19 protein-coding genes and 9 pseudogenes are annotated in these 26,513 nt (G+C 39.3%); 25 read left to right on the top strand and 3 right to left on the bottom strand.

Translation table 11 applies throughout. From position 1 onward, the window contains the following. Window positions 1-632: 632 nt before the first annotated feature. A pseudogene (locus ABD909_RS08625) lies at window positions 633-1,318 on the bottom strand (nuclease). A 188-nt stretch (window positions 1,319-1,506) separates the two neighbouring features. Here ABD909_RS08625 and ABD909_RS07850 point away from each other — a divergent pair. The 11 genes and pseudogenes from ABD909_RS07850 to virB11 (ABD909_RS07900) all read left to right on the top strand — a co-directional run bounded on the left by ABD909_RS07850 (window position 1,507) and on the right by virB11 (ABD909_RS07900) (window position 9,873). Next, window positions 1,507-1,853, top strand: a pseudogene (locus tag ABD909_RS07850) (TrbC/VirB2 family protein). Window positions 1,854-1,881: 28 nt separating this feature from the next. Next, window positions 1,882-2,208: pseudogene (locus ABD909_RS07855) on the top strand (VirB3 family type IV secretion system protein). Beyond that, window positions 2,205-3,552: pseudogene (locus tag ABD909_RS07860) on the top strand (VirB4 family type IV secretion/conjugal transfer ATPase); the annotation flags it as partial. The pseudogenes ABD909_RS07855 and ABD909_RS07860, both read left to right, overlap by 4 nt. A 32-nt stretch (window positions 3,553-3,584) precedes the next feature. Continuing rightward, entirely contained in the window at window positions 3,585-4,310 is a 726-nt protein-coding gene (locus ABD909_RS07865) for a TrbJ/VirB5 family protein (protein ID WP_345097376.1), read from the top strand. Window positions 4,311-4,370: 60 nt separating this feature from the next. After that, a pseudogene (locus ABD909_RS07870) lies at window positions 4,371-4,773 on the top strand (EexN family lipoprotein). Window positions 4,774-4,799: 26 nt separating this feature from the next. Beyond that, window positions 4,800-5,718, top strand: a pseudogene (locus ABD909_RS07875) (TrbL/VirB6 family protein). Window positions 5,719-5,735: 17 nt separating this feature from the next. Further along, window positions 5,736-6,023, top strand: coding sequence for a type IV secretion protein VblB7 (locus tag ABD909_RS07880; protein WP_345097377.1), 288 nt, complete (start codon window positions 5,736-5,738; stop codon window positions 6,021-6,023). Further along, window positions 6,020-6,688 (top strand): annotated as a pseudogene (locus ABD909_RS07885) (VirB8 family type IV secretion system protein). The gene ABD909_RS07880 and the pseudogene ABD909_RS07885 overlap by 4 nt, the downstream one beginning before the upstream one ends. Further along, window positions 6,688-7,540 (top strand): annotated as a pseudogene (virB9, locus tag ABD909_RS07890) (P-type conjugative transfer protein VirB9). The pseudogenes ABD909_RS07885 and virB9 (ABD909_RS07890) overlap by 1 nt, the downstream one beginning before the upstream one ends. A 28-nt stretch (window positions 7,541-7,568) precedes the next feature. Next, window positions 7,569-8,780 carry a type IV secretion system protein VirB10 gene (virB10, locus tag ABD909_RS07895; RefSeq protein ID WP_345097378.1) on the top strand — a complete coding sequence of 404 codons (1,212 nt, stop codon included), beginning with the start codon at window positions 7,569-7,571 and terminating at the stop codon, window positions 8,778-8,780. A gap of 12 nt (window positions 8,781-8,792) precedes the next feature. Next, window positions 8,793-9,873 (top strand): annotated as a pseudogene (gene virB11 / locus ABD909_RS07900) (P-type DNA transfer ATPase VirB11). Window positions 9,874-10,322: 449 nt separating this feature from the next. Here the strand turns inward: virB11 (ABD909_RS07900) and ABD909_RS07905 are convergent. Then, window positions 10,323-10,670: a hypothetical protein gene (locus ABD909_RS07905; RefSeq protein ID WP_345097379.1), complete on the bottom strand. Its 348-nt coding sequence runs from the start codon at window positions 10,668-10,670 to the stop codon at window positions 10,323-10,325. A gap of 1,384 nt (window positions 10,671-12,054) precedes the next feature. On the opposite strand from ABD909_RS07905, the gene ABD909_RS07910 reads away from it, so the two are divergent. After that, on the top strand, window positions 12,055-12,423 hold the full coding sequence (locus ABD909_RS07910; RefSeq protein WP_345097380.1) for a helix-turn-helix domain-containing protein: 369 nt from the start codon (window positions 12,055-12,057) through the stop codon (window positions 12,421-12,423). Window positions 12,424-12,754: 331 nt separating this feature from the next. Here ABD909_RS07910 and ABD909_RS07915 read toward each other — a convergent pair whose 3' ends face one another. After that, window positions 12,755-13,498, bottom strand: coding sequence for a hypothetical protein (locus ABD909_RS07915; protein WP_345097381.1), 744 nt, complete (start codon window positions 13,496-13,498; stop codon window positions 12,755-12,757). Between the two features lie 352 nt (window positions 13,499-13,850). Between ABD909_RS07915 and ABD909_RS07920 the strand changes: the two genes are divergently transcribed. The 13 genes from ABD909_RS07920 to traG form a co-directional block, all read left to right on the top strand. Next, a complete protein-coding gene (locus ABD909_RS07920) occupies window positions 13,851-14,177 on the top strand; it encodes a TrbC/VirB2 family protein (RefSeq protein ID WP_345097382.1) in 327 nt (108 codons plus the stop codon). Continuing rightward, entirely contained in the window at window positions 14,178-14,489 is a 312-nt protein-coding gene (locus ABD909_RS07925) for a VirB3 family type IV secretion system protein (RefSeq protein WP_345097383.1), read from the top strand. After that, a complete protein-coding gene (locus ABD909_RS07930; protein WP_345097384.1) occupies window positions 14,486-16,849 on the top strand; it encodes a VirB4 family type IV secretion/conjugal transfer ATPase in 2,364 nt (787 codons plus the stop codon). The genes ABD909_RS07925 and ABD909_RS07930 overlap by 4 nt, the downstream gene beginning before the upstream one ends. Then, window positions 16,846-17,283, top strand: a complete 438-nt coding sequence (locus ABD909_RS07935; RefSeq protein WP_345097385.1) for a type IV secretion system protein VirB5 — start codon at window positions 16,846-16,848, stop codon at window positions 17,281-17,283. Before ABD909_RS07930 ends, ABD909_RS07935 begins: the two co-directional genes overlap by 4 nt. Continuing rightward, complete coding sequence (locus tag ABD909_RS07940) at window positions 17,270-18,274, top strand: TrbL/VirB6 family protein (RefSeq protein WP_345097386.1); 1,005 nt, start codon at window positions 17,270-17,272, stop codon at window positions 18,272-18,274. Before ABD909_RS07935 ends, ABD909_RS07940 begins: the two co-directional genes overlap by 14 nt. 202 nt (window positions 18,275-18,476) lie before the next feature. Continuing rightward, window positions 18,477-18,788: a type IV secretion system protein VirB7 gene (locus ABD909_RS07945; RefSeq protein WP_345097387.1), complete on the top strand. Its 312-nt coding sequence runs from the start codon at window positions 18,477-18,479 to the stop codon at window positions 18,786-18,788. Continuing rightward, window positions 18,778-19,446, top strand: coding sequence for a VirB8 family type IV secretion system protein (locus ABD909_RS07950; protein ID WP_345097388.1), 669 nt, complete (start codon window positions 18,778-18,780; stop codon window positions 19,444-19,446). The genes ABD909_RS07945 and ABD909_RS07950 overlap by 11 nt, the downstream gene beginning before the upstream one ends. After that, window positions 19,443-20,306 carry a P-type conjugative transfer protein VirB9 gene (gene virB9 / locus ABD909_RS07955; RefSeq protein WP_345097389.1) on the top strand — a complete coding sequence of 288 codons (864 nt, stop codon included), beginning with the start codon at window positions 19,443-19,445 and terminating at the stop codon, window positions 20,304-20,306. Before ABD909_RS07950 ends, virB9 (ABD909_RS07955) begins: the two co-directional genes overlap by 4 nt. Continuing rightward, window positions 20,299-21,459: a type IV secretion system protein VirB10 gene (gene virB10, locus ABD909_RS07960; RefSeq protein WP_345097390.1), complete on the top strand. Its 1,161-nt coding sequence runs from the start codon at window positions 20,299-20,301 to the stop codon at window positions 21,457-21,459. Before virB9 (ABD909_RS07955) ends, virB10 (ABD909_RS07960) begins: the two co-directional genes overlap by 8 nt. After that, entirely contained in the window at window positions 21,456-22,526 is a 1,071-nt protein-coding gene (virB11, locus tag ABD909_RS07965) for a P-type DNA transfer ATPase VirB11 (RefSeq protein ID WP_345097391.1), read from the top strand. The genes virB10 (ABD909_RS07960) and virB11 (ABD909_RS07965) overlap by 4 nt, the downstream gene beginning before the upstream one ends. Window positions 22,527-22,594: 68 nt before the next feature. Beyond that, window positions 22,595-22,801, top strand: coding sequence for an antitoxin VbhA family protein (locus ABD909_RS07970; protein ID WP_345097392.1), 207 nt, complete (start codon window positions 22,595-22,597; stop codon window positions 22,799-22,801). Window positions 22,802-22,811: 10 nt separating this feature from the next. Continuing rightward, entirely contained in the window at window positions 22,812-24,446 is a 1,635-nt protein-coding gene (locus ABD909_RS07975) for a BID domain-containing T4SS effector (protein ID WP_345097393.1), read from the top strand. 153 nt (window positions 24,447-24,599) lie between these two features. After that, a partial coding sequence (gene traG / locus ABD909_RS07980) for a Ti-type conjugative transfer system protein TraG (protein ID WP_345097394.1) occupies window positions 24,600-26,513 on the top strand: 1,914 nt, incomplete at its 3' end.

Raw genomic sequence — 26,513 nt, forward strand, 5'->3', positions numbered from 1 at the left:
TAATCTCCTCTTATACCACCCAAACTTGGCTTTTACGCCTATAAATAAAGTAACGGTTGCATATTTTATTTCTGCTATGTAACGAAAAATGCAGTGAAAGCTAGCTGTGCCTATCGAATGGAGAAATTGAGGGGGCGTAATAGAAGATTTGATCACGCGTCAAGAAATTGAAGAAGAAGTAGAAGAAATAAGCTCAGAGGAAGAACGAGAGATCTTACGCCGTATATATAGAAAAAATATGGAAAATTAAGGTACGTACTCTTTCTCTTCCTTAAAAAGCTTCGTAGACCAATTAGAAAGATATTAAAAATCATAAAAAAGCTAACTATATCTTTCTTGGTTTTTGTTTTGTTTGTAACGGATTCAGAATAGCAGACCAACTAGCAGAATTATTTAGACTACCTTTTATATTCTTATGCATTCTATTTTTACCTTTGATTTTAGTGCTTCATGCCTCAGTTGGTTTTATGACATCCTTTTATTTCGTCTTAAACCACCAGGTATTCGTCTAATACTCTCGGAGTAATATTAGGCAACAGGGCATGCCCTCAACAACGGCTCTCATACACGAGCACGGTTAGCGACCTAACCGTTCTGCTATCTGCCTTACTTCTCAGTTTGTTTAAAAAGCTTTAAGGATCGATGGGATTATAGCTGCCATGGTCTCTTCTCCACTCTTCTGGCTGGTCAAATTGGCTAGACCACAATTCCACTTGTGCTTTTTGCGCAGCAGACTGTAAGTTTTTATAATCCGCTGGTGAGGGAAAATGCTGCTGATCTTTTGTCAACACCATCATGCCTTCTGCAAGTCCCAAGCGTGCCAGGTCAACCCCATCAACAAAACATTGTGCATAATGAACTTGTTGAAGAACACGTGTTTGCCGACAAGTAACATTTTTATCGATTGTTTTGGCCACAAGCCACGCCGTAACAAAAGCCCCACAGAGCCATTTACGCCGTAGCGTGAGACAAATTGCCGCATTTCGCATGTTTCAACACCATATAGTCGGATATTGCGCACGATTCTTTTTCTCCACCCCTCATCCATGGGTGTGATCACTTTAAAAGTAACATCGCTTGTTACCTCTATAGCACCGGAATAAACGGGGAGATTTTCTTCATAAAATTCTGTTGACAATGATTCCAAAGGAGAAGGCAACTCTTGTCTTTGTGCATGATCATTCCCTTTTAAATCTGGTTTTTGAAACTGTTTTTCCACTGTTTGTCTTATTTTTTGCACAACAGGATTTTGTATAAAATCTTCAGAATTTTGACTGAAATAAAAAACAACTGCAAGAATAATATAAATAAAAATCAGATATTTAAATGATGATCGAAAAGGTTTTTAAAAAAATATCATTTTGTATATTATAAAGAATTATATTTATTTTATAAATAAAAAGAAAATACTATAAATGAAACAGTAGCATTTTTTATTTATTTCCATTATACATTACAGTAAATTAATATTAAGCAATTTTTATTTTAACACGCGGGGAAATTTCTATGCTGAAAATACAACATCAGTTTACGAACGATCGTCTTTTACAAAAATTAGCCTTTTCAAACAGCCAAAAGAAATGGATAACGACAATCCTTATGTTGTTCATTGCCTTTATAGCACTCAGTGAGCCAGCATTTGCAGAGGGCTTTGGAAAAATCGATGATGCTTTTCAAAAAGTCGTCAAAGCCTTACAGGAACCATTGCAAAATCGATAGCCACAATTGCCGTTGCTGGTGTTGGTCTTGCGTGGATTGCTGGTTATGTCGAAATGCGCAAAGCTTTTTTCGTTTGTGTTGGCATCGGCATTGTCTTTGGTGCACCGCAAATCGTATTAATGCTTAAAGCTTAATTAACGTGCTCTAGCATTTTCAAAAATCATGAAAGAGCACGATAAGCTAACGGAAGATACGTTGTTTCTTGCTTGCACACGTCCTGCAATGATTGCAGGGGTGACGGTGGAAACTATGGGGTTAAATGCCATGGGGACGATGATCTTATTTATTATAACAGGCAATTTTTTTCTTATAACCTTTGGTGTGACAGCGCACTTCATATTTAAGGAAATTCTCAAACACGACCATAATAAATTTCGTATCCTCCTGACATAGCAAAAAACACACCTCTTTGCCAGAAATTCTAGTCTATGGGGTGGGAGAAGTCTTTCTCCATTACGATTAATTCGTAATTATGAGAAATTAAAATGAAAACACTAGAGCGCAAGCGTGAAAAACAGCCGGAATCGATTATTCCTTATGTGCGCCATGTCAACAAGCATGTCATTGCACTGGATTCACGCGCGCTCATGATGGTTGTGAAACTTGAAGGGATTAACTTTGAGACAGCTGATATTATTGATCTCAATGTGCTTCACGAACAATTAAACAATCTGTTTAAGAATATCGCTGATGAACGCATCGCCCTTTACAGCCATATTATCAGAAAGCGTGAGACAGTTTATCCGGATAGCACTTTTCGATTGGCATTTGCCAAGCAGCTAGATGACAAATACCGTGAACGGATGGTTTCTCAAGAACTTTATCGAAAATCTTTATCTTTCTATCTTGTGGAATCCCCATGTTGACAAAGCAGATAAAATAGCGGAATTTTTTAAACGTTTAGGCAAAGCAAAAGCGGAAGTTGATGAAGAATCCATTCGCAAGCTTGTAGATGTTACAACAGATATTATTCAAAATTTAGAGCGCTATGGTGCAAAAAGGGTGAGCCTTTTTATGAACATGAAGGCAATATTTTCGCAGCGAAGTGAATTTATTCACCAATTGGTAGGTGAGCGTCGTGAACGTATACCGCTCACATGGGGGACGATAGCATCCTCTGTCTATTCAGACCGTTTTATTTTTGGCAAAGAAGTCATAGAAATACGCCCCGAGGCGGGGCAGCGCTTTGCTGGTATGTTTGGTTGGAAAGAATATCCAGCCAAGACCAAAGCAGGCATGAAAGATGGTCTACTCACCCTGCCCTTTGTGTTTATTTTCACGCAATCTTTTGTCTTCAAAAGCAAAAACATTGCCAAGCAGATTATGGGGCGTAAACAAAATCAAATGGTCAATGCCGGAGACCGTGCCGGCTCACAAATCATGGAATTGGATGATGCCCTCGATGATCTTGAATCCAACCGTTTTGTTTTAGGCTAGCATCATTTATCCTTAGCCGTTTTTGCCGATAACACCCAAGAATTAGCGGATAATCTTGCCAAAGCCCGTTCTCGTCTCACCGATGGTGGCGCTGTTATTGCGCGGGAAGATTTTGGGCTTGCAGCGACTTGGTGGGCACAATTGCCTGGAAATTATGCCTATCGTATCCGCTCTGGTGCCATTACCAGCCGCAATTATGCTGCCCTTTCTTCTTTTCATTCCTTTCCGGTTGGCAAAATAGATGACAATGTATGGGGCCTAGCCGTAGCACTGATGAAAACCTCTACTGGTTCGCCGTTTTATTTTAATTTTCACTTTGGTAATTTAGGCAACACCTTTGTTTGTGGTCCCTCTGGTTCTGGAAAAACCGTCATTGTTAACTTTCTCCTTGCACAATGGCTTCTTCTTTTTCAAGAAAGGTCAAAACAATGAAAAAACTTTTATATGCAACAGCCCTCTGTTCAACTTTTTTGGGCTTAAAAACAAATGCCTTTGCCATTATGGTCTATGATCCCGCCGCTGTTGGCCAAATGATGAAACAAGTCGAACAAAGTACACAACAGTTAAAGCAAGGGTTCGAACAGCTTGAACAATTAAAAGGTCAACTTGGTCAAATGCAAGAGCTCTATAAATCCTTAAATGTCAAGCCTAACATTCCGGGATTGAAAGATATGTTCAACAAGCAAGGAAGCAATGGCGCCCTGCCTTCTGATTTTAATCATTTTCAACAATCAATGGGCAGCGGTAGTGGTAGTGGCGGCAACGGCGGCGGTGGCGGCAGCAAAAACACGCAAAAATGGCAAGAAGAACTCTTATACAAAGAGCCAGCGGGGGGGGGTGCAGAATCAAAAGAGGTGGTGGATACTTTTTACGCAGAGGAGGTGAAAAAAGCACAACAGCGCACCGTAGGGCAAGCGGCAAAAGGCCAAGATGTTTACGAAGAAGCCACTGAAACACAAAAAAACATTAACAAACTTCTTGATAAACTTGGCAGTACGAAAGACGCTGGTGAAATTCAAGGCATTCAAGCACAATTAGCAGCAATACAAGCAAAACTCCAAACACAAGTGCTCCAAATGCAAGCCGCAGCAATGATTCAACAAGCGGAAGACAAAGCAGCAGAAAAACGTGAAATGGAAGAATTTAAAGCATGATACAAAGCTTTGGCAAAACAACTCCGTGGGCAATAAAAGTAAAAAAAGAGGGGCTTGAATATTAACAAAATCATCATCACCACATTGCTCCTTTGTACTGGAATTATCACCGCTGGATGTGAAAAAAACTATAGCGTCGCAGAATTTAAAAAAGATCAAAAATTGATGGAAGAGTGGGATGCTAAATGCGGATTCGCAGGGACTTCAAAAAATTGTGAAAATCTAAGATTAGCACAACTTGAACTTGAAAAGGAATATGAAGCAAAAACAGCAGAAAGAAGTCGTAAAATTGAAGAAAAAAAATCGCAAATCAACGGAAAAATTGAAAGCTCAAATAAGGGCCGATATGGAAAAAATGAGAGCAGAGACTCAAAAAATAATAGCTGAACAAGAAGCAAAGCGACGTGCTGAAGAAGAACGAAAAGCAAAAGAGCGCGCGGCAGAAGAACAAAATAACCATTAATACACGATAAATAGCGGAGCATCTAAATGGCAATAGTACCTAAAGGCGTATTTACTGATATAGATGATATGTTGATGAATCCCATTACAGATACAATGGATAAAACCATTGCTAATCTTTCATCGTCTTTAAGTACTCCGCTTAAACTATCTTGTACGCTTTATATTATATTTGTGGAGTACAATATCATCTATGGACGCTCTTCCATGCCACTGTGGGAGTTTATAGTGACAACTTTCAAACTCGGCATCATTGCTTGCACTCGCCACAAACGCTGCTCTTTATAATGAGTGGGTTAGGGATATATTTTTCCATGATCTACCGAATGCCATTGCAAATGTCACACAAGATGCAGCACACTCGGATCGAAATGTATGGGATAATATGATGGGCCAAGCTAGAGGACAGGTTTTGGACGCCGCAAACCAGTACACAGGGCTGACTCAAAAGGGAAAGTTTATTACGACATGGATTGTTGGTGCTATCTGCTTAGTTATTGCTGCGTTTTTTTGTATAGTCGGTTTTATCATTTCACTATTTGCTAAACTGGGATCATTTCTTGTCCTATCAATAGGACCACTCTTCATAAGTCTCTATATGTTTTCCTCAACCAGAAGGTTCACAGAAGCATGGTTAAATCAAACAGCCAACTTCATCATTTTATATGTATTAGTTGTGCTGCTTGGTGGCTTATACGTTAAAATTTCAATGAACATTTTTTCAAGAGGTGTTGACGATATCATCACTACTTTAATTCAATTCTTGGTTGTTGGTCTTGGTGGTATTTTCCTTTTCCTCAAATTACCTGACATAGCATCGGGTTTAGCCTCTGGAGGAGCCTCCCTTACAGACTCAGCGCCAGTAGCGAAAAAAACTGCTGAACTAAGTGGTCGCGCTGCTAAAGCTACTCTTCATGGTCTAAAAAAACTCATCTCAAAAATATGAAGGATATAAATTAAAAAATGCGGGAATTTAAAAAAATTGAGGTCATTTTATCGCTTATCCTCTTAAATGGTTGTATGTCTTCATCAAACACTCTGAAGTCACTCCCAAAATGCGATGGATATTCTAAGCAGCCATTAAACAAATCGATGTGGAATTGGGAAGGAAAAAATCCCTCCTCCATGCCCATCATCATCAGCAACAACATCCCATCATCTGTTAAAGAGAGCAAGCTGGAAACGCTTCTCAGCCAAACATTAACCGATGAGGAAATGGAATCCTACAAAGACTGCGGGCAAAAAGCATGAAAGAACAAGACATAGAACAATATATTGCTGAGGCGCGCTCCTTTGATCAATACCGTATCCTAGCCTCACAGAGCATCACCCGCGCTTCCCTCGCTATCGCCGCGATAGCCGTTATCGTCGCGGTCATCTCTTCTCTAGCGGTCATCACCCTCACCCCGCTTAAAACCGTTGAACCCTTTGTCATCCGTGTCGACAATTCAACCGGCATCACAGAGGTTGTGGAATCCTTAAAAGAAGGTCCCACCAATGTTGATGAAGCGATCCCCCGCTATTTTGCCGCAAATATGTCCACTCCCGTGAAGGATTTGAAACGGAAGAAGTATAACACAACTTTCAAACCATTTATCTACTCCTTCTCCAGAAGAGCAAGAAAGATTTGCCAGATGGTACGGAGCAAAAAATCCACAAAGCCCACAAATTCTCTACAAACACGCCAACGTCACCGTAACGATAAAATCAATCTCCTTTATCAATCAAGATGTCGCCCAGGTCCGCTACTACAGAACAGTGCGCGATGATGAAACCAACAAAGAATTCATCAGCCACTGGGTTGCAACACTCACCTTTGAATATATCAACGCCCCCATCTCTGGACAAACCGTTTGATAAATCCTCTCGACTTTATTGTTAGTGAATATAGAACAGATCCAGAAGTGCTCAACTGATCCATGAAAAAAAATTCCTTTTTCTTTTTCTAAGTGCTATCGTCCTTTCTCCTGCTCATTTGGGCAATGCCAGTGTATTTCCCCCCGTGCACCCAATGATAGCCGCATTCGCTTTATCAATTATGATGCCTATAATGTCACAAAAATTATTGGCACCATACGCTCCTCCATACAAATAGAATTTTCTGCTGATGAAGAAATTGGCCATGTGGCGATTGGCAACAGCGTTGCCTGGCAAGTGGCTCCCGCTGGCAATATTCTGTTCCTCAAAGCACGAGAAGTCCAGCCTACGACCAATCTGCAAGTGGTCACCACCCGCCGTGATGGCTCAAAACGCTCCTATCAATTTGAACTCATGGTCAAAGATGGAGAAATTTCCACCGCCCAAGAAACCTATTTCCTGGTCAAATTTCGCTATCCATAAGACGAAGCCGAACGTAGAAGACTCGCAGCACTTTTACGACAAGAAAAAAACAAGCCAGACAAATTGATGGTCTTTTTGATACCTCTGAAACCTATGGACCACGCAATTGGGCTTATAGTGCACAAGGATCGAGTAATCTTGAACACTCTTTTGTTTATGACAATGGCAAAACCACAACTTTTACCTTCCCTGACAATCAGGAAATCCTTGCCATTTATATTGTAGGCAGTGACGGCACAGAATCGCTGGTTCCCAAAACCACCAAAGGCAATATGGTCATTGTCCATGCCATTAGTGCCAGATTCACCTTAAGAAATGGCAGAAATGTTTTATGCATCTTTAATGAAGCCTATCAACAAAAAGGCATAAATCCAGGAACCAGAACAACCTCACCATCTGTTGAACGCAAAATCGCATCAGATCTTTAAAGAAACGGGTATAAAGGGGGGCTCATCTATGAGTGATAAAACAACTATCGAAGATCGTGGTGCAATTGGCGATAAACGCAACAATATCTCACAAAGCCTTGGCAAAAAAATCGTCATTGTCATAGCCTGTATAGGATTTTGTGGCTATGCGCTCTGGAACATTTTATCCACCCCGGAAGAAAAAAAAGACACCGCAAAGTCTCATAAAAAACAAGCACAAAACTTTCACAATACACTGGCACCTTTAGAATTAGCCCCCGCTGACCCACGTGCAAAACTTGGTCCCATAACGCTCCCCCCCCCCCACACACAACCACTTGCACCAGAACTCAAAAAAGATAATCCCTTACTTGATGCGGCAAGACGCGCGCCCGTTCTCGCTTTTGCTAGGGGCACGAAAACTGAATTAAAAGACATCGTCAACAATGGTCTTACCAACGTCTTTGATAAATTGAATCCTTTTGAAAATCTCGGGCATATGCAAAATTCTCCTGCCCTTCAAAACACCAAAAATTTTGCAACCCTGTTAAAACCAACCAAAACAGAAGAGACAAAAGCAAGTTTCTTCGGTAATAGAAACTTTATCATCGCCATGGGAACCTCTATCCCCTGTATCTTAGAAACAGCATTAAACAGTGACCAACCAGGCTTTGCAAGCTGTGTTATTAACCGCGATATCCTCTCTGATAATGGGCACGTTGTTCTGCTCGATAAAGGAACCCTAGTGATTGGTGAATACCGCGGAGGGATAAAACAAGGGCAATCCCGCCTCTTTGTCCTCTGGACCAGAGCAAAAACCCCCACGGGTGTCATCATTCCCCTTGCCTCACCCGCAACCGATAGTTTAGAGCGCGCCGGCTTTGATGGCAATATCAACACCCATTGGTGGGAACGCTTTGGTTCCTCCCTGTTGCTTAGCGTTATTGATGGTGTTACGGCAACCCTCACCAATAAAATGACAAACAAGTCCAACAAAGCGGGCGCAAACAATGCAGGTGGAGGCAATAGTAATGACTTTAGCGGCGTCAGCAACACTGGAAAAGATGCAGCAAGTGTCGCTCTTGAAAACCAAATCAATATTCCCTCTACCTTAGAAAAATACCAAGGTGAACTGGTCAACATTTTTGTGGCACGCGATTTGGATTTTTCATCTGTCTATAAACTTACTGTGACAACAAGAAGAAACAAAATCTGCCCACGCTCTATTCCAAGAAATTTCTTTTACCATTCTCAAATGTAGTAAAAACAAATTATGGCCACAGAAAAAAATTCAGAACGCGCTTCTATCGTTTTAACCAAGCTAAAGATTTTAGGGGACTATCTCAATGACGATAATTTATTTGAAATTGTCATCAATCGCCCTGGTGAAGTGATCGTTGAAAGTTCTAACGGTTGGCAAAACCACACCCTTAAAAACCTAACATACAGTGAATTAGAAGGCATTGCAAAAGTTGTTGTAGCCTATACAACACAAAAGATCAGTGTAGAAAACCCAGTTCTCTCTGCAACACTGCCCAATAATGAACGCATACAAATTGTCATGCCTCCTGCCGTTGCCCCCAACACCATCAGCATGACAATTCGCAAACCTTCATCACGCACTTTTTCTCTTGAAAGTTTACAAGAAAATCAATTGTTTTCTGTGACAAGAAATGTCACCTTTACACCTCTTGAACAAATGAAAAAGCGAGCAGGTGAACTTTCTGACGCAGAACAAGAATTAACCAATCTTTTTATCGCCAAAGATTTTTGTAAGTTTTTAGAGAGAGCTGTTATTACCCAACAAAATATTTTGATCTCTGGCTAAACCGGTTTGGGGAAAACCACATTGTCAAAAGCTTTGATTGCCAAAATCCCTGAAGATGAACGCATTCTCACTATTGAGGATACTCCAGAACTTGTTGTTCCCCACTCAAACAAAGTGCAACTTTTTTACTCAAAAGATAATCAAGGGTTACAAAAGCAGACGCAAAAGAACTGCTTGAATCGGGATTGCGTATGCGCCCCGACCGCATACTTTTGCAAGAGTGCGCGATGGTACAGCTTTCTATTATATCCGCAATGTCAATTCTGGTCATCCAGGCTCGATAACCACGGTCCACTCCTCCACAGCACTTTCAGCCTTTGAACAAATGACCCTTCTTGTCAAAGAAAGTGAGGGCGGTGGAAATTTAGCACGAGAAGATATCCGCGGCTTATTGATTTCCATGATTGATGTCATCATCCAACGCAAACGCCTTGAAGGAAAATTTCGTGTCACAGAAATTTATTATGATCCTTTCAAACGCCGTGATGCTTTTAAAAAAAACGCAACGCCAAGTAAAAAAACATGAAAAAAGTGAAGCCGAAAAGCAACAGGATAGCAATTAAATTTTAAACAAAATATTTATGGCAATATTCTGTCTGCACCCTAGATTTGCCATCACGGATTACAAAAACCTAAAACACAGAGCAGAATATAAAAGAAGAAGTGCCTGTTTTCATTTCAAAAACGGAAAAGGACGAAGTTATTACAGTGCACCAAATAAAACTTTCTAACAAAAGATCTAAGAAATTAAAGGAACTTCTTTTAAGCTTTTCAACAAAAACAAAAGCTGCAATTTAACCTATTTGATAACACTTCACTTGCTATTACAGTTGATATATCTGAGAAGCCCACCAATCAATCTGTTTTTCCAAGACCTAAACCACTGAAAAATGCGCTTCTTCGTAAGACCGTGCATCTTGCATTACAGCAAGATGCACTTCGTCTATCAAGAGAATCTCTCTACATCTATTATTTTTACTTCAAAGAGCATTCCATCCTTTTTTGGCCGTCATACAGTCCTTCAAGATCTTTGCAACGTTTTTTAAATCCAAGATCTGCAGCAAAGCCATAATCCCTTTCTCTAATTTGAAATCTGTCTTGGTGATATGGAGACTCATATAAAGAAGGATTTTTTCTCACAGGAATCACAATTCTCGCAAGAAGATCTATCGCCTGTTGCCCAAAACCTTCGATTCCTGCATAATTTTCGTGTTTTGCAATGCTATCCACGACCTCAGAGCTACCACCTACCGACGATGCATTAACGGTTAGCGCTGAAGAAAAGAAGGAAAACAAAGCCGCAGCTAAAATAACTTGTTTCATAGGATAAACTCCTTGTAAGAATTAACATAAACGGTCTCTGCTATCAAATAAAGCAGTACCACATTCCGCGTCATACACATTATGTGTTATACGCATCTCCGTAATACACATTTTGGTTATAGTTGTCAAATTTATGTTATAATTATTTTATTTTAATGATGCGCCTTCTTTGCGCCTTACATAAACCCTATTTTTCATTGTCGGTTGGATAGGTACGGCGTATCGTTTAACTAGCTATGCTATAGTCAATCTGATCTCATCATCATTCCAATGAAGGAACAGCCACAAGATGCTTTGTCCGCCATTGCAATTATCTTTTACGCCATAAAAATTCGTCCTTTAGGACAAAGAAGAGGTCAGTACTTTTGAAAATAACAGGATTTTTCCTTTTTAGAAGGGCTCTCTCTCCGCATTTTCTGCAAAATTCCTCTTGCAGAATGCATTTCCATAGACCAAAGCGTTATCACTTACCTGCTCATGGACATAAATCTTGGTTTTTTTAGCTAACCAATAAATCTTTTACGTGAAGTGCCATCTCTTAGCTCCATTTCTTATCGCCCTTTAATCTCTCTCAAAACGCATCTTTATAAAAAACCAATGCTTGGGACATATGAATATCTAGCGAAAGTGAACCCTCTATGCTAAAGAAATGCACTTTAATTTAAAATATAAAAGGCCTTTGCCTTAAAAGTCTCAAGAGTAAATTTGTTTTTTCCGCTGAGAAAAGCAGAATTTTAAAGAAAATTAACGGGGGGAGACGAATGAGGTCATTGTTAATTGATGTGAAGAACGTCTCAAAAACAACCGCAGCATAAACAATGCAACTGGCTTCAAAAACAAAGTGGTTTCTCTTCTATTCAGCACTGTTTTCACTATCAGCATAACTTTTATGGTCTATAAAAAAACAATCCGTAAATTTAATAGGCTTGGAGGATGAAATAAAATCAGCATAACACCAGCAACATTATTATTAAAATAAAGAAGACTATTAAAAATCGGATGTTTTCTCATTATTTGCACATTATCAAGGTGTGGTTAGATACCCCTATCTCCCCTATCATGATGATTTTGGTGAGCAGATATAAAGCTTGAAAAATATGCTGCCTCTCATAAAAAAACACTGTCTTCATTTTTATTGTAAATCCTCACAAATTACTTTATAAATAAAAGGGTGTTTTGGTCGTCTACGCACCGACCAATAGGGATTCAAAAAACCGAAACCTCGATCATAAAATGCATCCGCTTTGCGGTTATCCCGGGATTCCGGGAGTTTTTGCTATGTCCAGGTGCTCTCATGCACTAAAAGCAAAAAAGTTGATTCGAGGTCAGTATTTTTGACTCCCGGAATACCAATGCGAGGGCGCTCGCAACCGGCGGGAGGAAAATGCAAACCAGAAATTCTCATAACGACATTTTTGTTGGCAAAAAAATTCGCTTTAGGCGAAAAATGTTGAAAATGTCTCAAAAAACATTAGCTCAACATTTAGGGGTAAGCTTCCAACAAATTCAAAAATATGAAAAGGGATTAAATCGTGTGAGCGCCGGGCGATTAAAGGAAATTGCCGATATTTTAAATGTTTCTATTGCCTTTTTTCATGCCGATAGCATCACAAAACAACATGTGCGCGGCCCTCATGATGAAATCGCCTCAAGCAGAGAAGAATATCTGCGGCTCAAAAATTTTAGAGTCCTCACCACAGTAAAACAAAAAGCAATTTTACAATTAATCTCTGACCCAAATGAAAGCTTTTAACAGCATCCCTACAATACTACTGACTCCGTTCATCAACATTCATGCGCATTGTTAAGAACAGCCTCTCCTCTTATTACACATGTTTTGTGATTTAAAGCGCTCTACCCTTAAACAAAAGAGGGCTGCTACCCAATGCTTGAAACCCTGTTAACAAAGTTTCCTACCAGTACAGTTCTATAAACAGTCAACTTCTTATCTCACGCCCTCACTTAACTTCCCATGCATGGGATCAACTTCACAAACAATAATTGCCATTTTCCTATAGTCTATTTTCATTTTCTTTGTAGATTCTTCGCTATAAATCATCAAATGAATGTATCAGTATAATCAATCATAAACTGTCAAAGGGATTATAAGAGCCATTATCCCGCCGCCATTGTAAAGGTTCAGTAAAATCACTAGACCAAAGACCAATTTTCTTGTTGCGAGCAATTTCTTCCGCATGACGATATTGTGCTGGAACAGGATTTTTATTGTCTTTTGCAAGCACCAACATGCCCTCTGCAAGACCTGCTTCAGCGAGATCAACCCCATCCACAAAACATTGCGCATAAGAAATACCACCACGCATAAGAGCCTGCTTACAAGATAAATTTTGCCCCAGTGTTTTGGTAACCAGCCAAGCCATTGTAACCGCACCACAAGGCCATTCTTGATCATTTAATTTTGCCCTTTGACGTGGCGCACAACTATCGACACCATAGAGATGAATACTGCGCGTAATATGTTTACGCCACGATTGCGCAACAGGGGTCAGCAATTTAAATGTCACACCACTGGTGACCGATGCCCTGCCCTGAAAAACAACCCCATTACCCAATGAAACACTCTCCTGTAAAGCAACAGCTGGTTCATTTTTTGCTAATTGCTGTTTGATAATGGGTTTCGTTGGCTTTTTTCCTACCAAACGCATATCCATAATATCTTGAACATTATGCATCGTAAATGTTTTAAGAGCATTCAAATCCATTTTATCTTTATATTTACTCATCCCCCATAATATAGAACCCACAATGTAAATAATAACGATTAATTTAAATCGCCCTAGCTTCATAAATTTACTTAAAAATTCCATTGTTACTCTGCCTTTTCATGTTTTTATCAACGATTTACATGCTTTTTACAGAGAAAAATCTAAGCAAGAAATGTTGAGAGTTAATTCCGTTGTGTAATAAAAAATATTACTTTTACAATGTTGGATCTTTTCTTAAAAAATCAAATACAACTTAAAATTGCCATTTTTATGCAAGAGAATCAAAATATGTAAAAATCTTCTGTCTCTTGAGAAGGGGATTTTGAGAGTGAGCAACAACCACTATCAATAAAAAAATAATTGAGGGGGGATTTGCGCTGCAAATTGTCAAGGAAAAAAATTCTTCGCTCATGAGAGACAAGAGGATCAAAAAACAATTTTAAAGAGAGGTAAAATGACAAACACTTTATCCAAGAACGGCTTTTTTATCATTATAATGCTGCTTTTAACGGCATTCGTTATCTTAGATCCGTCTTATGCTGCTACTTCTACTACTACGAGTGGTCTGGGAAACATCGATAATGTTTTACAAAATATTGTTGATATGATGACAGGTAATACAGCAAAGCTCATTGCCATTTTGTGTGTTGCTGCCGTAGGTATTGCTTGGATGTATGGTTTCTTTGATTTACGCAAAGCAGCCTTTGTTATTATCGGTATTGGCATTGTTTTTGGGGCGCCTGCCCTCGTTGGTAAATTAATGGGAAGTGGTACAACATAAATGAATGAAGATCCTCTTTTCCTTGCCTGTACAAGACCTGCCATGTTTGCTGGTGTTACCATAGAAGCAATGGCACTGAATGTTATGGTGACCACCATTCTTTTTATTCTCACAAGCGATTTTACCATGCTTGGTTTTGGTATTGGTCTGCACTTTGTTTTGCGTGAAGTGACAAAACACGATCACAATCAGTTTCGCGTACTCTTTGCTTGGCTCAATACAAGGGGCAAACAAAAAAATCTTAACAGATGGGGAGGAGGATCTACATCGCCCCTATGCCTTATTCGTACTTATAAGGAACTGAAAAGATGAAACAGTCGTCAATCATGAAGCGAGAATCTTTGCCTGAGGACTATATTCCCTATATACGCTACGTCAATCAACATGTCATTGCACTAAATTCACGCTGCTTAATGACGGTGATCGCCATTGAAGGTGTAAATTTTGACACTGTAGATATTGATCAATTAAATTCTTTACACAACCAATTAAACACGTTGTTAAAAAATATTGCTGATGAACGGGTTGCTTTATACTCCCATATCATCCGCCGTCGCGAAACGATTTATCCAGAAGGGCGCTTTTTTTCATCTTTTGCAGCAACATTAGATGAAAAATACAAAAAGAAAATGATTTCGCACGAGCTTTACAGAAATGATCTATTTGTTTCACTGCTTTGGAATCCGGTATCCGACAAAACCGAAAAACTTGCTTCATTTTTTCAACGCTTGAGCAAAGCGAAAAAGACACAATCTGAACCGGATCAAGACGCTATTCATAAAATTGAAGAATTAAGCCAAGATTTTATACACGGTTTGGAAGCCTATGATGCACGACTGTTGTCCATTTATGAACATGAAGGGATTTTATTTTCTGAACAAAGTGAATTTCTCCATCAGTTGGTAGGAGGCAGACGAGAACGTATTCCCCTCACCTTTGGTACCATTGCTTCAACGATTTACTCAGACCGTATTATTTTCGGCAAAGAAATCATTGAAATTCGCCATGAAAGCAATGAGCGCTTTGTTGGCATGTTTGGCTGGAAAGAATATCCCTCAAGAACTCGCCCTGGCATGACCGATGAATTGCTGACTGCTCCTTTTGAATTTATTTTAACACAATCTTTTGTCTTTAAAAGTAAAGCAGCTGCCATTGCCATTATGGGTCGCAAGCAAAATCAAATGATTAATACAGCCGATCGTGCCAGCTCACAAATTGAAGCACTCGATGAAGCACTCGATGATTTAGAGTCAAACCGTTTTGTTTTGGGAGAACATCATCTCTCTTTGGCGGTTTTTGCCAATCACCCTAAAATATTAGCGGAAAACCTTTCCAAGGCACGTTCGCATTTAACCAATGGTGGTGCTGTTATTGCCAGAGAAGATTTAGGATTAGAAGCTGCATGGTGGGCACAATTACCTGGAAATTTCAGCTACCGAGCACGCTCTGGAGCTATTACCAGTAGAAATTTTGCTGCCCTATCGCCCTTTCACTCCTTTCCTATTGGCAAATTAGAAGGCAATGTTTGGGGAGCCGCTGTAGCATTGCTTAAAACCCAAGCGGGTTCGCCTTATTATTTTAATTTCCATTATGGTGACCTTGGTAACACTTTTGTTTGTGGTCCATCAGGATCGGGAAAAACAGTGATTGTTAATTTTCTTCTAGCCCAATTACAAAAACATAATCCAACCATGGTATTTTTTGACAAAGATCAAGGTGCAGAAATTTTTGTGCGTGCAGGAGGTGGAAAATATAAGCCATTAAAAAACGGACAGCCAACAGGTATTGCCCCCTTAAAAGGCTTGGAATACACGGAAAAAAATAAAATCTTTCTTCGCAATTGGATCTTAAAGCTTGTCACAGCTGAAGGACAAACAGTCACAGAAGAAGAGCGACAAGATATCAGCAATGCTATAGATTCCTTAGAGAGTTTGCCTCGAACACAACGTTCTCTTGGTGCCCTCCAACTGTTTTTTGATAACACATCAAAAGAAGGAATTGCCATACGATTACAACCTTGGATTAAAGGAGAGGTTTTAGGCTGGGTTTTTGATAATGACCAAGATAATCTTAATTTAGATGCCCAATTCATTGGTTATGATATGACGGATTTCTTAGACAATGAAGAAATTCGGCGCCCTTTAATGATGTATTTGTTTCACCGCATCCTCGATCTCATTGATGGACGACGCATTATTATTGTTATTGATGAATTCTGGAAAGCTTTGGAAGACGATTCCTTCAAAGCTTTTGCACAGGATCGCCTTAAAACAATTCGTAAACAAAATGGCATGATGCTATTTGCTACTCAAAGTCCTAAAGATGCTTTAAACTCAACAATTGCCCATACAATCATTGAGCAATGCCCCACACAAATATTTTTTCCCAATCAAAAAGCAAATTATAACGATTATGTTGAGGATTTCAAACTGAGTGAACGTGAATTTGAACTGATACAGTCAGAATTAAGCAGAGAATCCCGTCGTTTTCTTATCAAACAGGGGCAAAATTCCGTTGTTGCAGAACTTAACTTACGTGGAATGAATGATGAGATCGCCGTCTTAAGTGGTACCACAAAAAACATCGAACTTATGAACCAAATTATCAACGAACATGGAACAGCCCCTGACCAGTGGCTGCCCATATTTTATCAAAAGAGAGAACGTCAATGAAAAAATATGGCTTAATCACATTGTTGTCTTTGTCTTTCACCTCCCATACGATCGCGCAAGATACTGAAGAATATTATAAAAATGCATTAGAAAGCACACAAAAATTAAACGCAGTAAAATCAGAAACCGCTGAATCAATTTACATGTCTACAACTGAACATGTAAAAAAAATTGAAAATATAAATCAACAGCTTGAAACTATTAAAGCAAAAACAGAAGTGAAACCTGAAGAGTTTCAAGCACTTCAAATACAGCTCACCCTTCTTCAAGCAAAGCTTCAGACCGATATCGTAAAACTTCAATCTCTTTCTATGATTGAAGCAAAAGATAAAAAAACAACAGAAGAAATCCGCGAAGAAGAAGCCCAAAAACAACACGAAGAGCTTGCCGAACAATTAAAACAGAAACTTGAGAGTTCTAATGTCGGACTTTAAATTTTCCCCATTTGAGAGCATTGCTGAATATATTTTAGCCCCTCTCGATAATGCGATGAACACCATAGTAAGTAATTTGTCTGCTGCTATTTCAGCACCACTCAATCTTGCTTCGATCATTTTCATTTTTCTATATGGCTATAATGTTATGACAGGTCGTGTTGCTCTTTCCATGCACAGTCTTCTCAACAACGTCGTTAAAATTGTTGTTGTGACAACCATGGCAACAAATGCGGATACATTTAATATCTATGTCAAAGATATTTTCTTTGATGATTTAGCCAATGCCATTGGCAATGCACTCAACAAAAATCCCACCGACTCTAATGTTTTTGATTATATTTTGTTACAAGCAAGTACACGCTATCAAGAAGTTTTATCGAAAGCTTGGTTTCTTGAAAAGATTATGGTTGGCCTTCTTGGTTCTTTAATGATCTTAGCTGTTATTATCTTTTGTATAGGTGGCTTTATTGTGCAAATGTTTGCACAGGTTGCACTTGTTATGATTATTGGTCTTGGACCATTGTTTATTAGCCTTTATTTATTCAATGCCACCAGAAAATTTACCGATGCATGGATTAGTACACTGGTTAATTTTACCATTTTGCAAGTTTTAGTGATCATGCTTGGTACAATTATGTGCAAAATTATCGTGCACGTTCTCAAAGATTCCTATAATTCAATTTATTATCTTTTCCCCCCTGTCGTCATCATCTCAATAGTAGGAGCCATTCTTTTCCGTGCACTCCCTGGCATTGCCACGGCACTTGCCTCTGGTGGACCATATTTTAACGCTGGTATCTCTTCAGGAGGACAGATTGTCTCAATGCTTTCTGGTGGGGCTAGCACTGGTGGGAATATCGCCAAAAGTGCAATTTCAAAACTTTCCGGTGCAGCAAGTCGTGCATCCGGAAGTGCAATAGGTGGAGCAACCAAAGGGGCACTGAGGAGTGCAGCAAAAACAGGAGGACAAGGCCGTGGACGTTTTTAATATCAGACATCTTTCTAAAAACATCCAGTTTTTTGTTTTTGCATGGCGTGTGCCCTCATCTGCCCAGACCACGGGTCTTTTGTATCGAACATTTGCGACCCTTGGTTTTGGACGACCAATCAAAACCTTTCATCCTCTGTTTTTGTAAGATCTTTTAGAGCAAAAACCTCCGTACGATGTATTTCCTTTGTGAGTTCAAAAAATGAAACGAAAAATAACTTTTTTTGTGATCCTGACAATCGTCCTTACCGGCTGTGCCTCTCTGAGTGGCCCGAAAAAGCCACCGCGCTGTAATGGGAAGCATACCCGTGCCTTAAATAAAGATAAGTGGTATTTGGACAATAAAGGCGTCATCTACCAAGAAAAAATCGTCAAGCCTGTAACACCCATCATTCTCAATACCTTAGAAAGTGAAAAAACAATAGCAAATGTAACGCCTAAAGCAGCCTCATTGAATTTCATAAACCAAGAAACACTTTTTGATAAAACTGTGGAGACCACACGTGAAAAGTAATGAATTTGATGAATATATAAAAGAAGCACGTTCATTTGATATTGATCGCATGCATGGCATGCGTATACGAATGAAAATTGCCATGGCTTTAACAGTGCTTTTTGGCTTAATGACAATTGCCCTAGCTTTGGCTGTGGCAGCATTAACCCCCTTAAAAACCGTAGAGCCTTTTGTTATCCGCGTTGATAACTCAACAGGCATTGTAGATACGGTGAGTGCCCTAAAAGAGTCACCAAACAACTATGATGAAGCGATAACACGCTATTTTGCCAGCAAATATGTTCGTGCTCGCGAAAGTTTTCAATCTTCAGAGGCAGAAAACAATTTTCGCTTGATATCACTTTTATCTTCACCAGGGGAGCAGAACCGTTTTGCCAAATGGTATGCAGGCAACAATCCAGAAAGTCCACAAAATATCTATCAAAACATGACAGTTAAGGTTGAAATCAAATCAATCTCCTTTTTAAGCAAAAATCTTATTCAAGTGCGTTACTATAAAACGATCAGAGAACCCAATGGCAAAGAGAATATTTCCCATTGGGTTTCAATTTTAAACTTTTCCTACATTAATGCACGTATTTCAACAAAAGACCGCTTAATCAACCCACTTGGCTTTCAAGTATCAGAATATCGCTCCGATCCAGAGGTGATAAAATGATCAGATTTTCTCATATAATTTTAGCGTTCATTATCGCGATGAGCTGTCATAACACTTTCTCCTTTGCAGAAACAGCACCTGTAAGTGCACGCAAAGATAATCGCATCAGATTTGTCAATTATGATCCACACAATGTCACACAAGTGATTGGTTCTATTCGTTCTTCGGTCCAATTAGAATTTGCCGAAGATGAAGAAGTAACCTATGTGGGAATTGGCAATTCCGTTGCTTGGCAAGTTGCACCAGCTAGTCACTTTGTTTTTCTCAAACCACGCGAAGTTCAGCCTATTACCAATTTACAAATTGTCACAACCCGCAAAGATGGGACAAAACGCTCTTATCAATTTGAATTACAAGTGCGCGAAGGAGATGTTTCAGCAGGAAATGATACCTATTTCTTGGTCAAGTTTCGCTATCCAGAAGATGAAGCCTTGCGTCGAAAATTAGCAGAAGCAGAAAAAGCAAAACAGCGTGAAGAAAATTTTGTGAATGATGTTCTCAATATCCATGAAGATTTTGGACCACGAAATTGGGCTTATGAAGCACAAGGCTCCCCCCTGATTGAACCTACTTCTGTCTATGACAATGGCAAAACAACAACATTCACATTTGTAGGCAATACCGAAATTCCTGCCATTTACCTTGTATCTCTTGATGGTCAAGAATCACTCGTTCCAAAATCCATTAAAGGCAATCAGGTTATTGTTCATGCCATAGCTGCACAATTTACTTTGCGCCGTGGCAATGACGTATTGTGTATTTTCAATAAAAATTTTGTGCCTGCAGGGGTTAATCCTGAAACCGGCACAACATCCCCATCCGTACAACGTAAAGTGAACACAGGAAACAGCCATGAATAACACAATGGATGAAAAAATTATCAATGATCGCGATACGATAACAAATTTGCAAGGAAAGAAACAACAGAACAATGTGGGCAAAGTAATAGCTCTTGTTATTCTTTTTGGTGTTTGCCTTTATTTAGCATATTCAACGCTTGCAACAGATAAAAAGCAACCCATTGAGCCTCCAAAAGAAGGAATTATTAAGCAAACAGAGTTTTTTCGCCCAGCAGAATTAAAACCTATACCTGTTGAACAGCCATCACAAAATAATGCTTTGTTACCCAAAGTTGAATTACCAACACCCAAAATAAATCAATCAAAACATGAAGATGACAAACTCTTAGAAGCTGCCCAGCGTGCTCCGGTACTTGCCTATGCAAGTACTCAACAAACCACAGCAAACACATTAGCAAATAATAGCGTTTTACTAAACCAAGCAGAAAACAAACCAGATAAAACAGCACAGCAGTTTAATCACCTTCTCAAGCCAACCACCCTTGCAGGTGTTCGCGCTTCTAACCTTGGCAATCGCAATTACATCATTGCCATGGGCGCTTCCATTCCCTGTATCTTAGAAACAGCAATTAGCAGTGACCAACCAGGTTTTACCAGTTGTATTGTCTCTAGAGATATTTTATCGGACAATGGTCGCGTTGTCCTTCTTGATAAAGGCACACAAATTATTGGCGAATATCGTGCAGGATTAAAAAAGGGGCAAAACCGTCTCTTTGTGCTCTGGAACAGAGCCAAAACACCAGATGGTGTCATTATCACACTCGCCTCACCAGCAACGGATGCTTTAGGACGTTCTGGTATGGATGGAGATATTGATAACCATTGGTTTGAGAGGATTGGCTCAGCGCTTCTTGTATCGATTGTCAAAGATGCAACAAGCTATGCAAAAGGCCGATTTTTAAAAGGTCCAGAAAAGGACAATGTTGCGACAACCTCTTCTGGAGAAAATATTGCAAATATTATTACAGAAAATTACGCCAACATTCCTCCAACCTTGACCAAGAACCAAGGAGAAATGGTGAATGTTTTTGTTGCTCACGATTTAGATTTTTCCAATGTTTATAAATTGAAAGTCATCGAAAACAAACAACAGATTACCAATCGCGCTCTTTCAAGGAATTTTTATACAAATTCTGCGGTGATTTTAAAATGAACCAGAACTTGCAAAGCTTAAACGATGAAACCATTGCAATTGTTTTAACAAAACTCGAACCCATCAGTGCTTTTTTAAAAGACGACAGTCTTTTTGAAATTGTCATCAATCGTCCCTATCAAGTGATGATTGAAGGAAGGGAGGGATGGAAAACCATAGAAGCACCAGCTCTCTCTTTTCATGAACTTATGGGGATTGCTAAAGTTATCGCTTCCTATTCTAAGCAAAATATATCGGATAAAAATCCTATATTATCTGCTACTCTTCCCGGGAATGAACGTATTCAAATTGTCATTCCTCCAGCGGTAGAAAAAGGCACAATCAGTATGACAATTCGCAAGCCCTCCTCGCAGAGTTTTTCTCTCGAAGATCTTGCTAACAAAGATCTTTTTTCTCTGTGTGAACAAGTGTCATTTACCCCCTTAAATGATTACCCATCACGTTTTAATGAGCTCAAAAACGCTGAACATGACTTAGCAACTGCTTACTGTAATAAGGATTTTGTCTCTTTTTTAAATCAGGCTGTAAAAAGCCAAAAAAATATTTTAATTGCTGGGAAAACGGGATCTGGCAAAACAACATTATCCAAAGCATTAATCGCCAAAATTCCTTGTGATGAGCGCATTATCACCATTGAAGATACGCAAGAATTGGTTGTCTCTCAACCCAACCATGTTTCTATGATCTATTCAAAAGATGGGCAAGGTTTATCCTCTGTTGGTCCCAAAGAACTGCTTGAATCTGCTTTACGCATGCGTCCTGACCGCATTCTTTTACAAGAGCTTCGAGATGGTACAGCTTTTTATTATATCCGCAATGTCAATTCAGGACACCCTGGATCAATTACCACGGTTCACGCCTCAACAGCCCTTGCTGCCTTCGAACAAATGACTCTTTTGGTCAAAGAAAGTGAAGGAGGAAGTGATTTAGAGCGTGATGATATCCGCGGTCTGTTAATTTCAATGATTGATATTATCATTCAATGCAAACGGCTTGAAGGCAAATTTAAAGTCACAGAAATCTATTATGATCCATTCAAGCAACGCAACATCTTTGGCGGAAGCTAGAAAAGAATTTAGCTTGCTAAAAAAGGCTTTTTAAAGGCAGTTCTTGAAAAGCTGGGAAGGAAGAATAGATGCCCAAAACGACGACAGAAAATCTTTTATCGATAACAGCAGAAGAATTACAACAGCGCCGTGAAACTGTTGATGCCACCATCAACAGTCATGCGCTTGAAGGAATAACGCTTCATTCCAAAACGCTTAAAATTTTAGAAGAATATGCGCGAGGGAATATTTCCCTAGAGGAATTTAACACTCTCATGGACAGCGCAGTATTATAAGGAGGTAACGATGCCAAAAGCAAAAACAAAAACAAAAAATATACAAACCACTTCCCCCCATCATTATGTCTATCCAAATACCACAACACTGAAAAATAAATATGGTGAAAGAAATTTAAAATCCTTTCTGGAAAAATGCTCGCATGATACAGCAAAAGCAATGGTTAATCTACGTGAAGAACCTCTACCAGAACAGTTTGACACAACCTATCTATGCCATATTCATCACCAGTTGTTTAAAAATACCTTTGAATGGGCTGGATATCTCCGCCATATCCCCTTTAAATTTGAAGATGGTACAACAGCCGCCATGCCAGAAATGAAAAGAACAGGATGGGAAAATGCTTTTGCATTGGGTGATGAAATTCAAGAAGGCTTACAAAAATTAGATCAAACGCTTGCCGAAAAAAATAATTTGCAAGGCTTAACGCGCGAAGAATTTAACTCTGAAGCAATAAGCTTATTTAACTCTCTTAACCAAATTCATCCTTTTAGAGAAGGCAATGGACGCACACAACGGGTATTTTTTGAAAATCTCGCCAAAGCCGCAAGCCATCAACTTGATTTCTCGCTTGTCACCAAAGAACGCATGATGCTGGCTAGTGTTGCAGTAGCAGAAAATGATGATTTAGAGCCTATGCAACATCTGTTTGAAGATATCTCCAATCCAGAAAAAATTCACCTTTTAAAAGAATTTATGGATAACATGAAAGCGCTTGGACGCACTGTGGATGATCGCCCTGTTATGGTTGCAAAGGAAGGAAAAAACTACACAGGAACTTACAGAGGTGCTGGCCAAGATGGCTTTGCCTGTAATGTGAAAGGCGCTTACATCATCGGCAATAAAGAACATCTCACGCCAGAACAACTCAAAACATTAAAGCCTGGTGATAGATTTACCTTTACCGTTCCAGAAGCGACAGAGTTAAAAAACACGCTCATCCCCAAAAAAACGTTAGCCCCTTTGAAAAAAACTGAAATAGCAGAACTAATTGCAGAAGATGCTTGTGTCCACACCGCTCGAAACCAAATTCAACAATTGTCAAAAATTGTTTATGGGAGCTCGAAAAAATGTGATGAAAAGATAATTGCCATTATTAAAAGCCCTATTTGTGGCCAAGATATTGCCAATCAAATTGAACAATCCCCCAATTCTGTTGCTCATCTTGCAGGCTTCAGTTTGTGTGGCCTACAAAGTCATGCACGTGCAAACGCTAAAAATCATGTTGATGCACTTTGTAATGCAATTGTAAATTTTGCATGTGCGGTACAACATGCTAAAAAAGAAATCACGCAAGAACACCAACGCAAACAAAATCGCTGTGCAAAATCGGTAGAAATGCCAAGCAAAGAACTGCAAGATCTCCTTGCCCTACCGAAAGAATTGCAGCAAGACATTTTAGCGCACAATTCTGTTCTTCAAAAAGAACTTGGTAATCTTGTAAAAAACGTTAATGCGCGTCTTTCCTCACAAGAGCATAGAGCGATCAAAAACGGTGATTTTGAAACACTTGCGCAAGCTCTTGGCACATCAGTTAAGAAAGCAGCAGAAATTACCCACACCATTCAAAAAGCCAAAGAAGCCTACCCACGAACCCAAGAGCGCACACTCAGTCATTCAAATATACTTGCTATGGCCAGTTAAAAGAGTGGAGCTCTTGTTGTTTGCTTTGAACGTCGTGTGGAAGAGAGATTTTATACTCTTCCACAATTAAAAAGAACAAATCATTGAGCGCCCTACCAACCGATTTTGCAAAGAACCACGCCATATCTTGAGAAAATCGAAAGTAAGACAAAAATGAAATACACAAAGACACAACTAGCAATAATTTTAGCACCAATCGCTTTAGGAGCTTTAACAATATTTCTCGTTCCTTATTTGTTGTGGTTTGTCACTAAAGAACTGAACACTAAACAACTTTATTGGTATCTTCGCTCAGAGCCCTTATTAGTACTGGTCATGGTTGCTAGTGTCTCACTTTTTTATACTCTCTTACAAAAACTGCACCTACGCAAAGCAATCACATTTGTCTCAGCACTTTTTTTTGGCATCACTGCCCTTTATCATATTATTGGTGAAATAAAACGCTTAAGTCCTTATGTTGGCCAACAAGGGATAACTTGGAGTTATGCTCTACAGTTCATGGATCCAATGGTTGTTTTTGGCGTTATAACCGGTGTTATGCTTTTAGCTATTCAGGTCTTAACAACCTCTCCGCGTACAAACAAAATCAAGCGTGCCAAAAAAGGAATTTTTGGAGATGCCTCATGGATGAATTTAAAAGAAGCAGCGAAGATTTTTCCTGCCAATGGTCAAATTGTTGTTGGTGAAAGATACCGTGTTGATCAAGACAGCGTACACAATATTCCCTTTGCACCTGGTAATAAAACAACATGGGGCAAGGGAGGGAGAGCGCCTTTATTGAGCTTTAATCTTGATTTTGGTTCAACACACATGATTTTTTTTGCTGGTTCTGGTGGATATAAAACAACCAGTACAGTTGTTCCAACATGTTTAACCTATCCAGGCTCTATTGTTTGCCTAGACCCTTCAACAGAAGTTGCGCCAATGGTTAGATTTGCGCGCAAAAAAATGGACAATAGAAATGTTATTGTTCTTGATCCCAATTCAATTTTAACAAAAAATTTTAATGTCCTGGATTGGCTTTTAGATGATAGCGTTCCACGCACAAAGCGTGAAGCCAATATTGTAGGTTTTGCCAAATTACTTCTTAGCGATAAAAAATCAGAAAATTCTTCAGCAGAATATTTTTCCACACAAGCGCATAACCTTTTAACTGCTCTTCTTGCACATGTAATATTTTCCGATGAATATGAAGACAGTGAACGCAATTTAAAAACATTACGCGCTATTCTTTCTCAATCGGAAACGGCTGTTGTCAATCAATTACGCATCATTCAAGAAACAACACCTTCTCCTTTTATTCGTGAAATGGTGGGCATTTTCACAGAAATGGCAGAACAAACCTTTTCAGGTGTCTATACAACGGCTTCAAAAGACACCCAATGGCTTTCTTTGTCCAATTATGCTGATCTTGTTTGTGGGGATGATTTTGCCTCATCGGATATCACAAATGGCAATACAGATGTTTTTCTCAACCTTCCCGCCAGTATTTTAAACAGTTATCCAGCAATTGGACGGGTGATTATTGGAGCCTTTCTCAATGCCATGATTACAGCTGATGGAAATTACAAAAAGCGTGTTTTGTTTGTCTTAGATGAAGTGGATCTTCTTGGTTATATGAATATTTTAGAAGAAGCACGCGACCGCGGTCGTAAATATGGTACCTCTTTGATGCTCTTTTATCAATCCTCTGGTCAGTTGGTCAATCACTTTGGTGAATCTGGAGCACGTTCATGGTTTGAAAGCTGCTCCTTTGTAAGTTATGCGGCTATTAAAGACCTGCAAACGGCCAAAGACATTTCAGAACGCTGTGGTCAAATGACTGTTGAAGTGGCAAGCACAAGCAAATCGAGAGGAGCATCTTTGGGAAAGAGCTCTTACAACATCAATTATCAACAAAGGGCGCTCATTCTACCCCATGAAATTATTCAAGAAATGCGTCAAGATGAACAAATTATTCTTATGCAAGGACAACCCCCTTTACGATGTGGTCGCGCGATCTATTTTAGAAGGAAAGAAATGTTAAAAGCTGCTGAAAAGAACCGTTTTGCCCCCAAAGCACAGAAA

It is taken from the genome of Bartonella acomydis (genome assembly GCF_039543025.1).
Lineage (GTDB): Bacteria > Pseudomonadota > Alphaproteobacteria > Rhizobiales > Rhizobiaceae > Bartonella > Bartonella acomydis.

Coding starts and splice junctions, on each gene's coding strand:
- ABD909_RS07915 (WP_345097381.1), bottom strand. CDS start 13,498: ATGGAATTTTTAAGTAAATTTATGAAGCTAGGGCGATTTAAATTAATC.
- ABD909_RS07970 (WP_345097392.1), top strand. CDS start 22,595: ATGCCCAAAACGACGACAGAAAATCTTTTATCGATAACAGCAGAAGAA.
- ABD909_RS07930 (WP_345097384.1), top strand. CDS start 14,486: ATGAAACAGTCGTCAATCATGAAGCGAGAATCTTTGCCTGAGGACTAT.
- virB10 (WP_345097378.1), top strand. CDS start 7,569: ATGAGTGATAAAACAACTATCGAAGATCGTGGTGCAATTGGCGATAAA.
- ABD909_RS07940 (WP_345097386.1), top strand. CDS start 17,270: ATGTCGGACTTTAAATTTTCCCCATTTGAGAGCATTGCTGAATATATT.
- ABD909_RS07975 (WP_345097393.1), top strand. CDS start 22,812: ATGCCAAAAGCAAAAACAAAAACAAAAAATATACAAACCACTTCCCCC.
- ABD909_RS07925 (WP_345097383.1), top strand. CDS start 14,178: ATGAATGAAGATCCTCTTTTCCTTGCCTGTACAAGACCTGCCATGTTT.
- virB11 (WP_345097391.1), top strand. CDS start 21,456: ATGAACCAGAACTTGCAAAGCTTAAACGATGAAACCATTGCAATTGTT.
- ABD909_RS07920 (WP_345097382.1), top strand. CDS start 13,851: ATGACAAACACTTTATCCAAGAACGGCTTTTTTATCATTATAATGCTG.
- ABD909_RS07910 (WP_345097380.1), top strand. CDS start 12,055: ATGCAAACCAGAAATTCTCATAACGACATTTTTGTTGGCAAAAAAATT.
- ABD909_RS07935 (WP_345097385.1), top strand. CDS start 16,846: ATGAAAAAATATGGCTTAATCACATTGTTGTCTTTGTCTTTCACCTCC.
- ABD909_RS07905 (WP_345097379.1), bottom strand. CDS start 10,670: ATGAAACAAGTTATTTTAGCTGCGGCTTTGTTTTCCTTCTTTTCTTCA.
- virB10 (WP_345097390.1), top strand. CDS start 20,299: ATGAATAACACAATGGATGAAAAAATTATCAATGATCGCGATACGATA.
- ABD909_RS07880 (WP_345097377.1), top strand. CDS start 5,736: ATGCGGGAATTTAAAAAAATTGAGGTCATTTTATCGCTTATCCTCTTA.
- ABD909_RS07945 (WP_345097387.1), top strand. CDS start 18,477: ATGAAACGAAAAATAACTTTTTTTGTGATCCTGACAATCGTCCTTACC.
- virB9 (WP_345097389.1), top strand. CDS start 19,443: ATGATCAGATTTTCTCATATAATTTTAGCGTTCATTATCGCGATGAGC.
- ABD909_RS07865 (WP_345097376.1), top strand. CDS start 3,585: ATGAAAAAACTTTTATATGCAACAGCCCTCTGTTCAACTTTTTTGGGC.